Annotated in this window: 11 protein-coding genes and 1 pseudogene; 4 read left to right on the forward strand and 8 right to left on the reverse strand. The window is 64.9% G+C overall.

The window, feature by feature from the left end; translation table 11 throughout:
• Positions 1–3: 3 nt before the first annotated feature.
• The gene (locus ACPUD7_RS11640) at positions 4–1047 is read right to left on the reverse strand and encodes an ABC transporter substrate-binding protein (RefSeq protein WP_425119987.1); all 1044 of its coding nucleotides are present in this window, start codon (positions 1045–1047) and stop codon (positions 4–6) included.
• An 83-nt stretch (positions 1048–1130) separates the two neighbouring features.
• Complete coding sequence (locus ACPUD7_RS11645) at positions 1131–2003, reverse strand: ABC transporter ATP-binding protein (protein WP_425119988.1); 873 nt, start codon at positions 2001–2003, stop codon at positions 1131–1133.
• Positions 2004–2232: 229 nt separating this feature from the next.
• Between ACPUD7_RS11645 and ACPUD7_RS11650 the strand changes: the two genes are divergently transcribed.
• The 3 genes from ACPUD7_RS11650 to ACPUD7_RS11660 all read left to right on the forward strand — a co-directional run bounded on the left by ACPUD7_RS11650 (position 2233) and on the right by ACPUD7_RS11660 (position 6284).
• Positions 2233–3366 (forward strand): metallophosphoesterase family protein, encoded by a 1134-nt coding sequence (locus ACPUD7_RS11650; protein WP_425119989.1) that lies wholly within the window; start codon positions 2233–2235, stop codon positions 3364–3366.
• Positions 3363–5969, forward strand: coding sequence for an AAA family ATPase (locus ACPUD7_RS11655; protein ID WP_425119990.1), 2607 nt, complete (start codon positions 3363–3365; stop codon positions 5967–5969). Before ACPUD7_RS11650 ends, ACPUD7_RS11655 begins: the two co-directional genes overlap by 4 nt.
• Positions 5970–6050: 81 nt before the next feature.
• Positions 6051–6284: a hypothetical protein gene (locus ACPUD7_RS11660; protein ID WP_425119991.1), complete on the forward strand. Its 234-nt coding sequence runs from the start codon at positions 6051–6053 to the stop codon at positions 6282–6284.
• A 112-nt stretch (positions 6285–6396) separates the two neighbouring features.
• On the opposite strand, the gene ACPUD7_RS11665 is transcribed toward ACPUD7_RS11660, so the two are convergent.
• The 5 genes and pseudogenes from ACPUD7_RS11665 to ACPUD7_RS11685 form a co-directional block, all read right to left on the reverse strand.
• Positions 6397–6783, reverse strand: coding sequence for an AMP-binding enzyme (locus tag ACPUD7_RS11665; RefSeq protein ID WP_425120028.1), 387 nt, complete (start codon positions 6781–6783; stop codon positions 6397–6399).
• A gap of 78 nt (positions 6784–6861) precedes the next feature.
• Positions 6862–8154 (reverse strand): annotated as a pseudogene (locus tag ACPUD7_RS11670) (class I adenylate-forming enzyme family protein); the annotation flags it as partial.
• A gap of 45 nt (positions 8155–8199) precedes the next feature.
• The gene (locus ACPUD7_RS11675) at positions 8200–9405 is read right to left on the reverse strand and encodes an acyl-CoA dehydrogenase family protein (protein ID WP_425119992.1); all 1206 of its coding nucleotides are present in this window, start codon (positions 9403–9405) and stop codon (positions 8200–8202) included.
• Between the two features lie 45 nt (positions 9406–9450).
• Positions 9451–10245, reverse strand: a complete 795-nt coding sequence (locus tag ACPUD7_RS11680; protein WP_425119993.1) for an SDR family oxidoreductase — start codon at positions 10243–10245, stop codon at positions 9451–9453.
• Positions 10242–11264 carry a phosphotransferase family protein gene (locus tag ACPUD7_RS11685; protein WP_135537987.1) on the reverse strand — a complete coding sequence of 341 codons (1023 nt, stop codon included), beginning with the start codon at positions 11262–11264 and terminating at the stop codon, positions 10242–10244. The genes ACPUD7_RS11680 and ACPUD7_RS11685 overlap by 4 nt, the downstream gene beginning before the upstream one ends.
• 176 nt (positions 11265–11440) lie before the next feature.
• Here ACPUD7_RS11685 and ACPUD7_RS11690 point away from each other — a divergent pair, with 176 nt between their 5' ends.
• Complete coding sequence (locus tag ACPUD7_RS11690; protein ID WP_425119994.1) at positions 11441–12412, forward strand: NADPH:quinone oxidoreductase family protein; 972 nt, start codon at positions 11441–11443, stop codon at positions 12410–12412.
• 173 nt (positions 12413–12585) lie between these two features.
• Here the strand turns inward: ACPUD7_RS11690 and ACPUD7_RS11695 are convergent, their stop codons facing one another.
• Entirely contained in the window at positions 12586–13959 is a 1374-nt protein-coding gene (locus ACPUD7_RS11695; protein ID WP_425119995.1) for an MFS transporter, read from the reverse strand.
• Between the last annotated feature and the right edge of the window lie 169 nt (positions 13960–14128).

The raw sequence follows: 14128 nt of genomic DNA on the forward strand, positions 1-14128 counted from the left end.
GGACTACTTCGTCAGCGCGTCGACGTAGGCGTTGAGGACCTGTTCGGAGGACTTCGGTCCGCCGAAGGTCCAGATTCCGGCCGGGAAAGCGGTGACGCGGTCCTCCTTGACGGCAGGGATGTTCGCCCAGATGTCGTTCTTCTTCAGCAAGTCGACGTAATCCTCGGACTCGGGGTCCTCGGTGCCGGTGTAGAAGAAGTTCGCCTCACCGACCTTCGCGATGCCCTCGATGTCGGTCTGTCCCAGCCCGTACGCGGGGTCGACTTCGCCGGTCCACGCGTTCTTCAGACCCAGTTCCTCGCCGAGCTCACCGATGAGCGAACCCTGCCCGAAGGGACGTAGCGCAACGTTCGAGCCGTTGACCCAGCCGTCGAAGTAGACGAATTCCGTGGTCTCCGGCTTCGCCTCGGCGATGGTCTTCTTCGCGTCCTGGAGCTCGGCGTCGAAGTCGCTGAGCACGGCTTCGGCGCGTTCGGTGCGGCCGGTCGCCTCGGCAACGGTGGTGAACGTGTCCTTCATGTATTTGACCGGGTCGTCTCCGTTCGCACCGGCCATTGCCATGACGGGGATTCCCTGGTCCTCGAGCTGCCCGACGATCTTGTCCTTGCGGTTCGCCGTCTCGATGATGACGAGATCCGGGTCGGCCGAGAGGATCGACTCGACATTGGGTTCCTGACGAGTACCCACGTCGGTGGTGGATTCGGGCAGCGCTTCTGCAGTGTCCCACGTGGTGAATCCCTTGACGTCGGCCGCTGCGACAGGGTCGACGCACAGGGTGAGCAGATCCTCGGTGTACTGCCACTCGAGCGAGACGACCTTCGTCGCCGGCTTGTCGAGGGAGACCTCGTGGCCGGTGTCATCGGTGACCGTGACCGGATCCGTCGAGGTGGTGGTCGAGTCGTCCTGGCACGAGGCCGAGGACTGCGACTGCGCGTCTGCGGGGGCGTCGGTCTGTGTGGTCCCGCACCCGGTCAGAGCGAGGGCGCAGATTGCCGTCGCCGAGGCGAACGCAGCGAATGCGGAACGGGGCAGGGGTGTTGTCGTCATGGTCTTCTCTCTGGTGAGCCGATGAATGATCGGACGGTCTCGTTTTTCGGTCGGTGAGGTGATTCGGCTGGGGGCGCCTGGGTTCAGACGCCGGCGCGGCGGCGTCGCCGGTGGAGGGCTTCGACCCTGACCAGCCCTGTGTCGTCGTCGATGGAAGTGGAGATGGGCAGCCCGTAGACCTCGCTGAGGACTTCGGCGGTGAACACGCCCTCGCAGGTGCCGGCCGCGCGAATGCGTCCCCGATCGAGCAGGACCACGTGATCGGCCACCGTGGCGGCATGCCCGAGGTCGTGGAGGACGACGCCGACGGCGATGCCGTGGTCGTCGGCGAGTTCGCGCATGAGGTCGAGGATCTCCGCCTGGTAGCGCAGGTCGAGATGGTTGGTCGGTTCGTCGAGTAGGAGCACGCCGGTGTCCTGAGCCAGGCAGGTGGCCAGCCACACGCGCTGGAGTTCGCCGCCGGAGAGCTGATCGACGGGCCGATCGGCCATGTCCGTGGTGCCGGTGAGGGTCAGTGCCCGGTCGATGGCGCTGCGATCTGCATCCGTGAGCCCGGCGAAGCGCTTCCGATGCGGGTGCCGACCGAAGGTGACGACTTCACGGACGCTGACTCCCCTCGGATGCGGGCGCGACTGCGAGAGCAGAGTGACGGTCCGGGCGAATTCCTTGGCTGTCAGGGCGGCGGCGTCGGTGGTGGAACCGGCGGCGGCACTGCTGCCTGCTTCGGCAGCTGCGCCTGCTTCGGCGCCGGCGGCATTGCCAGAGGCGCTGATGACGACATCGCCCGCGGCGATCGGGTGGAGGCGAGCCAAAGAGCGCAGCACGGTCGATTTGCCCGAGCCGTTGGGGCCGAGGAGGGACGTCACCTGTCCGGGGACGATCGACAGGCTGACATCGTGGACGACCTCGGTCCGGTCATACTTCAGGAGCAGCCCTGAGGCAGTCAATGCAGTCACGTTCACAAATGCTTAGCCTAACCTAATTAGCTGCGTGCGGTCGCGGGTTCGCGTCTGCGGAGGTCGTCAGGCCGGCGCAATCGCCGTCCGTTGGTGCGGTATGATTTCGCGTTTGCCGAGGTGAAAGCGGTGGAACGGCACCGCGAGCGTGCTATGAGTCACTTATGTCAGTGGCGAAAGATATGGTGGGCACTCGCCCGTAGGATGGGGATGAGATGAGGAGGTGCAGATGAGATTCATCGCCACGGGGGACTGGCAGCTGGGCATGACGGCACACTTCCTCAGCGCGGAGGCCCGCCCGCGGTTCCACCGCGCCCGACTCGATGCCGTCTCGCGCATCGGCGCGCTCGCCGCGGAGATGGGAGCGGAGTTCGTCCTCGTCTGCGGCGATGTCTTCGAAACCAATCAGCTCGACCGGGCCATCATCGCCCGCACCTTCGAAGCGCTCGCCTCGTGCCCGGTTCCCGTCGTCCTGCTGCCCGGCAACCATGACCCCTTGGACGCAGCGTCGATCTACGACTCCTCGGCCTTCACGCGGAGAGTGCCCGCCCACGTTCATGTGCTCCGGGACAGTGAGCCCTTCGAAGTGATCCCGGGAACCGAGATCGTCGGAGCTCCGTGGTTCTCCAAACACCCCCAGGGCGATCTTGTCGCCGCCGCTGCCGCAGACCTCACCGAGGTGGCCCCCGGCTCCGTCCGCATCATCGCCGGTCACGGCGCCGTGAGCGTTCTCAATCCTGACCGGGATTCCGTCGCGACCATCGACACCGACCATCTGCGGACCCTGCTGCGCGAGAACCGTGCCCAGTTCATCGCCCTCGGCGATCGGCACGCCACCTATGAGGTCGCCGAACGGATCTGGTACCCCGGTGCCCCCGAAGTCACCTCGCGCCGTGAAGACGACCCCGGCAATGTCCTCCTCGTCGACATCGACCCGGACACCCATGAGGCCGAGGTCGAAAAGGTCGCGCTCGGCACCTGGACATTCACAGTCGTCGAAGCCGATCTCAACTCCGCCGACGATGTCGATGCGCTCGAACAGCGACTCAACGCTGTGGCCGACAAAGACAAGACCGCGGTGTGGCTCGTCCTGCGCGGCACTCTGCCGACGGCCGCGAAAGCCAGGCTCGATGAGATCCTCGAGCATTTCACCGACCTCTTCGCCCTCGTCTCCTGGTGGGAGAGGCACACTGATCTCGCCGTCATCGCCGCAGACGAGGACTTCGCCGACCTGGGACTGAGCGGATACCTGCAGGAGACGCTCGACGAGCTCTCCGCTCGCGCCATGGCCGATGACGACTCAGCCCTGGCGGCCCAGGACGCACTCGGCCTGCTCTACCGATTCGCCAGGAGCAACTCATGAGACTCCACTCGATCCGCCTCGTCAACTATCGTGGCATCGCCGAGGCCACCGTCGAATTCGGTTCCGGGGTGACGATCGTCGAAGGTCCGAACGAGATCGGCAAATCCTCGATCCACCAGGCCATCACCCAGCTGCGAGAAGACAAAGCCAGCTCCCGCAAAGCCAGCGTCAAGGACACCCAGCCCGTCGGCTCCGACGTCGGCCCCGAAGTCGAGCTGCACCTGACGACCGGCGAATACGAAGTCCGCTACAGCAAACGCTGGCTCAAACAGTCCTTCACCGAGCTGAACATCCTGCGCCCCGTCCCGGAACAGCTCAGCGGCGACGAAGCCCACGAACGGTTCCTCGCCATCCTCGACGACACCGTCGACGTGGATCTGCTCGACGCCCTCGACGTCGCGCAGGGCAGAAGCCTGGCTCAAGCCTCATTGGCCGAGATCAAAGCCCTGCACGGTGCACTGAACGAATCGGGAGAAGAACCGGCCGACCACGACGCCTTCCTCAACCGGGTCGAGGCCGAATACGGCAAACACTTCACCGCCAGGGGCAAAGAGACCGGCGAATTGAAGAGGCTCGGCGAGGAATTCCCGGCAGCCGAGGAGCTGTATGAGAACCTGGTCGCCCGCAGTGAGGACATGGATGCGCTCATCGACCGGCATGCCCGCGCCACTGACCGGCTGAACAGCGTGAATGAGCAGCTGAAGGCGGCAGTCACCGAAAGGGCAGAAGCCGAAGAAGCCTCCCAAGCGCTGTCCGGACTCAAGGCCGAACTCGACAGAGCCCGCGAGTCGGCAGAGTCCGCGCAGCGCGAAGAGCAGCGAGCGGTCGAAGCCAGGGACCGTCGTCAGGAACTCATCACCGAGACCACGGCCGCGCAGAAAGCCCTCCAGGCTGCCGAAGCGGACCGTGACAAAGCCGTGAGTGCCGAAAGCGAACACGACACCGAATTCGCAGAGGCACAGAACGAGCTGGAAGCGAAGCAGAACACGCTCGACGAGGCGCGAAAAGAGTCGAAGACGGCATCGGCGAACCTCGCTCGAGCCCGCGCCCGCCGCGAGGTCAGCGAACTGCGCCGACGTCTGAGGAACATCCGCGAACAGGAGCAGAAGGCGACCGAGGCGAAGGCGAACATCGGATCGATCTCCGTCACCGCCGCCGATGTCGACCGTCTCAGCAGTCTCGTCACCGAGGTGCGGATCGCGGAGAAGACGAAGACTGCCGCTGCCGCGCAGATCGTCGCCACCCGTCTCGGCGCGAGGAGCGTCAGCATCGACGGCACAGCACTATCAGCAGACTCGACCGAAGAATTCGCCGTCGTCAAAGACATGCGGATCATCATCGATGGGGCCGCCGACATCACTGTGCGCCCCGGCCAGTCACCGGCCGAGCTCGACCGGGCGGTCGATTCCGCGCAGACCGCGCTCGACGCCGAACTCGACCGGCTCGGGGTCGACACCCTCGCCGAGGCGCGTGAGCGCGCCGATGTGCGCACCGCAGCCGAAGCGGTTCTGGCCGAAGCGAACTCCACCCTGCGTGTGCTCATCGGCGATGACGACCGAGCCGGACTCGACGCGGCGCTGTCTCGGGCCGAACTGCTGGCCGGTGACTCGGCAGACGAGAACAACGGCGACGAAGATTCCGTCGAAGACCTCGAAAAGGCCGTTGAAACGGCAACAGCACGCGGTGAGAGTGCACAGGAAGCCGTCGAGTCCGCGCGGGCGGCGCTCGATCGCACTCGCGTCGATCGAGACGAGGCGCGAGTCGCGGCGGTTCGCGCCCAGGCCCACTTCGAGCAGGCGTCGACGACCCTGAAGACCCTCACCACCCGACTCGCGTCTGAGCGAGAAGCGAAATCCGACGAGGCACTCGAGGCCGCGGTCACGAGCGCAGCAGAGCATTCGGAGGAACTTGCGACTGCTGCGGCGTCGGCTCGTGCACGATACGAGGCGGCAGATCCGGAGACCCTGGAGATGCGGCTGCAGAATGCCGTTCAGCTGCTCGAGAGCAAACAGAAGCAGCAGGACTCCGACCGGCAGGAAGTCGACCGTCTCTCGGCACTCATCGATGACCGGGCCGGGGAGGGCATCTACGATCAGCTCAAAGCGGCGGAGGAGAAGCTCGAATCGCTGCGATCGGACCTCAACCGAGTACGTCGTCAAGCCGAAGCGATCCGGGTGCTCAAGGAGACCGTGCTTGCGCACAAGGAAGAAGCGCAGCGGAAGTACGTGGCCCCGTTCAAGGAGCAGATCGAACGCCTCGGCCGGGTGATCTTCGGTCAAGGACTGTCGGTGGAGATCTCCGAGGACCTCGAGATCGTCTCTCGCACACTCAACGGCCGCACGGTCGCCTTCGACTCGCTGTCGGGCGGGACGAAGGAGCAGCTGGCTCTCATCGGCCGACTCGCCGTGGCCACGCTTGTCGACGAAAGCTCGGGTGCTCCGGTCATCCTCGACGACGCGTTCGGCTTCTCCGATGAGAAGCGGTTGGCCGCGCTCAACGTCATCCTCGGCAATGTCGGCCGCAACGCGCAGGTCATCCTGCTCACCTGCCAGCCCGACCGTTTCGGCGCCATCGGCGGTGCGGAGACCGTCAGCCTGACCTGAGGTCGGCCACTCCCGTCTGACGTCGGCAAACAGCCTGCTTTCCCCCTCAGCTGTACAGCTGCCATGCGTTAATCTGAGGCCATGGTTGAGAAGACATACATAGACGAAGTCATCGTCCGCTGCTCAGGCGGCGGGTACTACCGGACACGTTGGATCCCCTTGGTGTCGTTCAAGTCAATCCGTCTCGGCGCTTACCGATACCAGAAGTGCCCGGTCCACGGACGGTGGGAAACGGTGGGGATCGCCGACGACGAGGACCTGAGCCCGGAGATCATCAGCGAAGCCGACCGATACCCCGCTTCCCGCATCCCCTGACCGGCACCGGTAGTCCTGTGACCGGCACCGGTTGTCTTGAATTCCTGGAGCGGGATCCGGCGAGCGGCCCTTCCTCTCTCCTCCGAAGCGTCGGTTACTCAGCCGCGCAGCCTCACTTCGAGTTCGTCGCCGCCCTGCGCGCCGCCTCGGCGGCTTCGACGGCATCGGCCCGAATGGTTCGGCGCAGGATCTTGCCCGAACTCGTCTTCGGCAACTGATCGATGAAGCTCACCTGGTGCGGAGCCTTGTATGAGGCGAGCTTCGTGCGGCAGAACGTCATGATCTCCTCCGCGGTCGCCTCGGCGCCGGGCTGCAGGGTGACGAAGGCCGCGACGTCCTCTCCGCGGTAGTCGTCGGGAATACCGACGACGGCGGCCTCCTGGACAGCCGGGTGCATGTAGAGGACGTCCTCGACCTCACGCGGCCAGACCTTGAAACCCGAGGCATTGATCATGTCCTTCTTCCGGTCGACGATGAACAGCCAGCCGTCCTCGTTCATGAAACCGACATCACCGGTGTGCAGCTCGCCGTTCGGGATCTGCTCGGCAGTGGCCTGCGGATTGTTGAGGTAGCTCGAGACCACCTGCGGACCGGAGATCGCGACTTCACCGACCTCATCCGGGCCGACTGGTTCACCATTGTCGTCGAGGATGCGGATCATCGCGTCGGGCTGGGGGAGGCCACAGGCGAGGTTGCCGCTGTCAGGGTCGACCGGCGCCTTGAAGCCGCGGGGGACGGTAGCGACCTGGGCGCAGGTCTCGGACAGACCGTAGCCCTGTCCGACATAGATCTTCGCGCGTTCCTCGAACTTGTTCACCAGCCCCTCCGGCAGCGGTGCGCCTCCGGACATGAGCGACTTGAACGATGCGAACTTCTCCGCTGCGAAGTTCGGATGCGCCAGCATCGCCGTGTAGATCGTGGCGGGACCGGCCATATACGACGGCTTCTCTCAAGCACACAGGTCGATGAGCGAACCGGGATCGAACCGGTAGTTGAGGCTGAACCGGGCAGCGCCGGCCACGGCCGCGAGGAACTGGCAGATGAAGCCGGTGATGTGGAACAGCGGTGCGAGGGAGACGAAACCGTCGCCGACTTCATGGTCGGTATTGCGCAGGCAGTACCGGGAGTTGCTCGAAATGTTCGCATGCGTTGCCGCAGCGCCCTTCGGCCTTCCGGACGTTCCCGACGTGTAGGCGATGAGCCCGAGGTCGGACGGTTCGGGGGAGTGCGGGGTGAAGTCGGTGCTGAGGTTGTCGGACACGACCGCGGAGAACTCGAACCGGCCGTCTTCGGCGGGAAGATCTGCGAAACGCGGCATCTGAGCGAACATCCCAAAGATCGCTTCCGGCCCTTCGGTCTGGAAATTCCGGTCGTCGTTGAGCACGACGAGGGGGAGATCCGCTGCGTAGTCCTTGACCCGGTCGAGGTAAGCCGCCTGAGAGACGACGAGCCCTTTGATCTCGGAATCGGCGAAGATGTGTGTCAGTTCCCCGCGATACATCGGGTTGAGAGGAACCACCGTGCCGCCGGCCTTCCAGATCCCGTAGGTCGAGACCACGAAGGCGGGAGAATTCTGATCGTAGATGCCCACGCGATCACCGGGCCCGATGCCGTGTGCGGTGAGGAAAGCGGCGAAGGCGGTCGACCACTGGTCGAATTCGGCCCAGGTGAGGCTGAATCCGTAGTAGTTGATGCCCTCGGCATCCCCGTGGGCCGCCACGGTCGCTGCCAGGTCGGCCAGCGGGGTGGAGTCCGGGAGCACATACGGTTCCTGAGCGACATCTCCCAAGGTGGTCAACCAGGGGCGGGAGTCGAACCAACTGTTCGTCATTGAACATCCTTTCTCGGCGTAACCGGGCCCGCACATCATCAGGCGGGCCCGGTGGTGTTTCACTGTATCGCGGCCGACGTGGAATCAGCCGCGGTACTTCTTGAATTCATTGCGGGCGATCGACCGCTTGTGCACCTCGTCGGGGCCATCGGCCAGACGCAGTGTGCGCATGTGCGCCCACAGCCTCGCCAGCGGGAAGTCGTCGGTGACGCCGCCTCCGCCGTGGACCTGGATGGCCCGGTCGATGACCTTGAGCGCCATGCTGGGGGCGACGACCTTGATCTCGGCGATCTCGTTCTTCGCGACCTTGTTGCCGTACTTGTCCATCATGTCCGCGGCATGCAGGGTGAGCAGTCGGGCCTGATCGATCTCGATCCGGGACTCGGCGACCCAGTCCTGGATGTTCGCCCGGCTCGAGAGCTTCTCACCGAAGGTCACCCGCTCCTCGGCACGCTTGACCATGAGCTCGAGTGCGCGTTCGGCGGCCCCGATGGCGCGCATGCAGTGGTGGATGCGTCCGGGCCCCAGACGGGCCTGGCTGATGGCGAAGCCTTCGCCCTCACCCTTGAGGATGTCCTTGAACGGCACGAGCACATCCTCGAACACGATCTCGGCATGCCCTTCCCGGTCCGCATAGCCGAAGACGGGAAGGTTGCGGACCACATTCACCCCGGGAGCGTCGATGGGCACGACGAGCATGGACTGCTGGCGGTGCACCTCGGCGGTGGGATCGGTCTTGCCCATGACGATGAGCACACGGCAGTTCGGGTGCATGCCGTTGGAGGCGAACCACTTCCGGCCGTTGAGCACGAAGCCCTCGTCGGTGCGGTCCATGCGCATCTCGACGTTCGTGGCATCGGAACTGGCCACGGCCGGTTCGGTCATCGCGAAGGCCGAGGCCATCGTGCCCTCGAGCAGAGGGCGCAGGTACTTCTCCTTGTGCTCATCGGTGCCGAAGAGGGTGAAGACCTCCATATTTCCGGTATCCGGGGCGTTGCAGTTGATGGCCTCCGGCGCGATCTCGATGCTGCGACCGGTGATCTCGGCCAGGGGCGCGTATTCGAGGTTCGTCAGGCCCGGGCCCCATTCGGGGTGCGGGTGGAACAGGTTCCACAGTCCCTGCCTCTTCGCTTCGGCTTTGAGGTCCTCGAGGACCTGCGGCTGCGTGTGCGGACTGGCCGCGGCGGCCATCTGCTCGTGGTAGATCGGTTCGGCTGCGTAGACGAATTCGTCCATGAACGCCGTGAGGCGTTCCTGATATTCGCGTCCCCGTTCGGTCGTTTCCAACACGTGGGCTCCTTCTGCTTCGTTGTGGTTCGTCGGGTTCGGTGAGGATCAGAGGTCGTTGAGACGTGCTTGGTATCGCGACATGCCGCGCAGCCACCGGTCGTAATCGCTGCTTTTCATCCGGTACATCTCGAGCACTTCGGGGTGGGGGAGGATGAGGAACTGCTCGTCTTCGACCGCGTCGACGACGATGGTCGCCACCTCGTCGGCTTCGAGCACAGTCCCCGCTGAGGTCACTGCCTTCTGTGCTGCACCCCCGTCGGTTCCTGCGGCATCGAGGAGGTTCGTGTTCACGCCCATCGGGCAGATCACCGAGGCGCGGATTCCGTCCTCGCGGTACGTCATGGCCAACCATTCGGCGAACCCGACCGAGGCGTGCTTGGTCACCGAATAGGCGGCCGACCCGATCTGTGTGAGCAGACCGGCCGCGGAGGCAGTCGCAACGAAATACCCCGAACCGGCATCCTGCCAGCGCGGAACCAGGGCCTGGGCGGCACGGACGTGAGCACGTAAGTTCACATCGATGATCGTGTCCCAGTTCTCATCGGAGTCCCCGAGCATCCCCGGACCGATGGTCCCGGCATTGGCGAAGTACGCGTCGACCCCGCCGAGGCGGTCATCGGCGAAGGCGATGAGCTCGCTGATCCCGGCCACCGAAGACACGTCCCCGGTCCACGCGTGAGCGCTGCTGCCGAGCGCGGCCGCGGTGTCAGCGACGCTGGGGGAGAGATCGGCGAGGACGACCGCGGCACCGCGGTCGATGAGTTCGGCGGCCAGGGCGGCACCGATCCCACCGGCGGCGCCGGTGACGATGACTGACTTGCCGGACACATGCGAGGTCATGATCTCTCCAGGAGTTCGAGGGCTTGGCGGGCAAGGTCTTCGACGCCTTCGCCGGCGACTTCGGGATCGAGGTCAAGGTCGCCCATCTTCCCCGTTGCCAGGCGGGTGTAGACGCCTTCGCGGATGCAGGCGAGCTTCCACATCGCGAACGCGGAGTAGTAGCCGACGTCGTGGACTTCGTGGCCGCTGACCTCCTGATAGCGGTCGATGAGTTCGGCCGTGGTGGGGAACCCGTCTGAGGCCCGCGGAACCCAGATGCTCGTGTACTCCTCGGGGACGGTGAGCATTGCGACGAAATAGCCGAGGTCGGTGAGCACTTCACCGATGGCGGTGAGTTCCCAGTCGACGACGGCATTGACCGCGCCGGTCGGGGAGAAGATCATGTTGTTGGGTTTGAAGTCTCCGTGCGCGATTCCCACCGGGGACCCGGCCGGATCGGGCATGGCCTCGAGCAGCGCATCGTGGACCTCGTGGATGGCTGGGGTCTCGCGCATGGCGATCGCCTCGACCTGTCCCAGCCAGCGTCGCAGCTGTCGTTCGATGAGTCCGCCGGGTCGTCGCAGATCGGACAGGCCGACCGCGTCGATGTCGACAGCGTGGATGGCCGCCAGTGCGTCGACCATTGCGAAGGCACAGTCGCGTCGGTTCGTCTCCGGCAGCTCCGCCCAGTCAGCGGGAGTGTTGAGCGGGGAACCGGGGCAGTGGTCCATGAAGACGAACGGCACGTCGAGGACCTCGGGATCGTCGACGATGTCGAGGACATTCGGCACTGGGACGGCACTGTCGGACAGGGCCGCCATGATCCGGCCCTCGCGGGCGACGTTGTGTGCGCTGCCGCCCTCGTGGCCCAAGGGCGGGCGGCGCAGCACCCAGCGGGGTCGACCGTCGACGGTGATGGTGAACGTGAGGTTCGAACGCCCGACGGACATCACTTCGACGTCGTAGTCGCTGATGCCGAACCTGCGTTCGATCCATCTGCCGATGCGCTGCGCATCGAATCCTGCCGGTTCCTGCGTCATCCTTGACCTTCCCGAGTGAACAATCGTTCAGTTGAGTTCACAGTATTCAAACCACGCGAGGGAGTCAAGCGGTGAAAGTGATCACGGTCACTGCCTCCGATGTGATAGAGGTGAAGTGATCACCGACACCGAGGCCGGGGTGGCCCCGTGTGTGACCAAGCAACAGTGAGGACACTATGAAAGCCATTCGCGTCACCGCTCTGACCGGTCCCGACGATGTCGAATTCGCCGAGGTGGAGCGTCCGGTCCCGGGACCGGGACAGGTGCTCATCGAGGTTGCGTATGCCGGGGTGACCTTCCCTGAGCTGCTGCAGACTCGCGGCATGTACCAGGTCAAGCACGACCTGCCCTTCACGCTCGGATCCGAGGCCTCCGGAGTCGTCGTCGAGGTGGGGCCGGACTCCCGCTATTCCGTGGGCGACCGGGTTGCGGCGATCACGGGGTCGGGCACGTTCGCCGAATACCTCGTCGCCGGTGACGAAGCCACGGTGAAGGTCCCCGACGCTGTCACGCTCGCCGATGCGGCCGGCATGCCGATGAACGTGCTCACCGCCGACTTCGCGCTGCGGGTGCGAGCGAATGCGCAGCCAGGTCAGAGCCTGCTCGTCCATGGCGCCGCCGGCGGTCTCGGCTCGGCCGCAGTGCAGCTAGGGCTGGCCATGGGGCTCGACGTCATCGCGGTTGTCTCGACCGAGGCGAAGGCCGAGGCGGTGCGTGAACTCGGTGTGAGCCATGTGGTCTTTGCCGAGGGCTTCAAGGATGCGGCGAAGGAGATCTGCCCGAAAGGCGTCGACTTCGTCTTCGACCCGGTCGGGGGAGATCGTTTCACTGACTCCACGCGCGTGCTCGCTCCGTTCGGACGCCTGCTCGTCCTCGGCTTCACGGCTGGGGAGATCCCCTCGATCAAGGTCAACCGACTGCTGCTCAAGAACATCTCCGTCGACGGCGTCGCCTGGGGTGCGGCGACCTGGGGCAGCCCGACCTATATCCACGAGCAGTGGGAGGCCGTGGGGGAGCACCTGGCGGCCGGACGCCTCAACCCGCTCAGGCATGCGACCTACCCGCTGACGGACGCCGCCTCTGCGCTCAAGGAGCTTGACGAACGCTCTGTCCGCGGCAAGGTCATCCTCGAAGTCGCCGGGGATTGAGCTGTGGGCGTCTGACCGCGGCTTTGCCGGCGAAGAACTGGTCGCGATAGTCGGCGGACCGAGACCAGTCCAGCCCCTGGACTCAGATGACCGACGGCGCTGCAAGCGAAGATGTCCGCTGTAGCGCCGTCGGGCGGTTCGGGCGAAGACGATTCGTCAGGTCGACGCGTCGATCACTTCGCTCCGGAGAGCACAGGCTCATCGAAGACGATGTCGGCTCCTGCTTCGGGCAGACCGCATCCGCGGAGTGAAGCGCCCTTGGTCTCCTTCATGAACAGCGCCGCGATGAAGCCGATGAGGCAGGCGCCCATGACGAAGTAGGCCGGTATGAGTGTGTTGCCCGTGGCACCGATGAGCGCCTCGGCCGCCGACGGCGCGGTGCCGCCGAACAGTGCGGTCGAGACGTTATAGGAGATCGCGAAGCCCGCGAAGCGCACCGGACCGGGGAACATCGCCGGGAACGTCGCCGAGATCGTTGAGATCTGCGGAATGTAGAGGAGCCCGAGAACCGCCAGGCCGACGAGGGCCCAGACGAAGCCGTTGGCCATGAGCATGAACATCGGGATCGCTGCGACGAAGAGTCCGATGAGGGAGAAGTACCAGACGGGTTTGCGCCCGACCTTGTCGGAGAGCATTCCGCCGAAGGGAATGAGAATCATCATGAACGCCTGAGCCAAGAACATCACGGTCAGCGAGGCATTCGATCCCATGCCGACGGGCCCCTGGAGGTAGGCAGGCATATAGGACAGCAGCGTGTAGTTCACGACGTTGACCGCGATGACCATTCCGCCGAGGATGAGCAGCTGCTTCCAGTGGTCGGTGAACAGAATGCGGAAGACTTCCTTGACCGACTTGCCCTGTTCGGCGTTGTCGAGTTCCTCGTAGACGGGGGACTCATCGAGCTGCGAACGCATGTAGAGTCCGACGACGCCGAGGACGCCGGCGAAGACGAACGGGATCCTCCATCCCCAAGCCATCATGGATTCTTCGCTGAGGCCCAGCTGCAGGAGCAGGACGAAGAGCGAGCCGGCGGCCATCCCCGCCAGAGTGCCGAATTCGAGGAAGCTGCCGAAGAAGCCGCGGCGCTTGTCAGGTGCGTATTCGGCCATGAAGGTCGCGGCTCCGCCGTACTCGCCTCCCGAGGAGAAGCCCTGGATGACGCGCAGCAGCACGAGGACGATCGGTGCAGCGACGCCGATCGTCGCGAAGCTGGGCAGCAGCGCGATGCAGAATGTCGATCCGGCCATGAGCAGGATCGTCAGGGCCAGGACGCGCTTGCGACCGAGTCGGTCGCCCATCGGTCCCCAGACGATGCCGCCGAGGGGGCGGAAGATGAAGGAGACGGCGAAGGTCAGCAGCGCCAGGAGCTGGCCATGGCTGCCGGGAAAGAAGTGCTCGGTGATGTAGACGATGGATACGGCGTAGAGGCCGTAGTCGAACCATTCGGTGGCGTTGCCCAGCGCTGAGGCGCCGACGGCTTTGCGCACCGTCTTGAGGTCTGCCTCGGCAGGGGCCTGGGCGTCAGGATGTGTGTTGGGGTTACTCACAAGATCCTCCGATCGTGCAGGGCCATCATCGAGGTGGCCCTCAAGAGAGAAGCGATTACGAACGCTACGAGCATCGAGAGGGCCTTTCAACGTCCCAGGGTCTGTCAAGCCGTCGGCGTGTCTACGTCAACCTCCGAGGAATGTGAGCGTCTGACCTGGGGAAATGTTC

The sequence above is a fragment of the Brevibacterium sp. FAM 24630 genome (genome assembly GCF_049804075.1).
Taxonomy (GTDB): Bacteria; Actinomycetota; Actinomycetes; order Actinomycetales; family Brevibacteriaceae; genus Brevibacterium.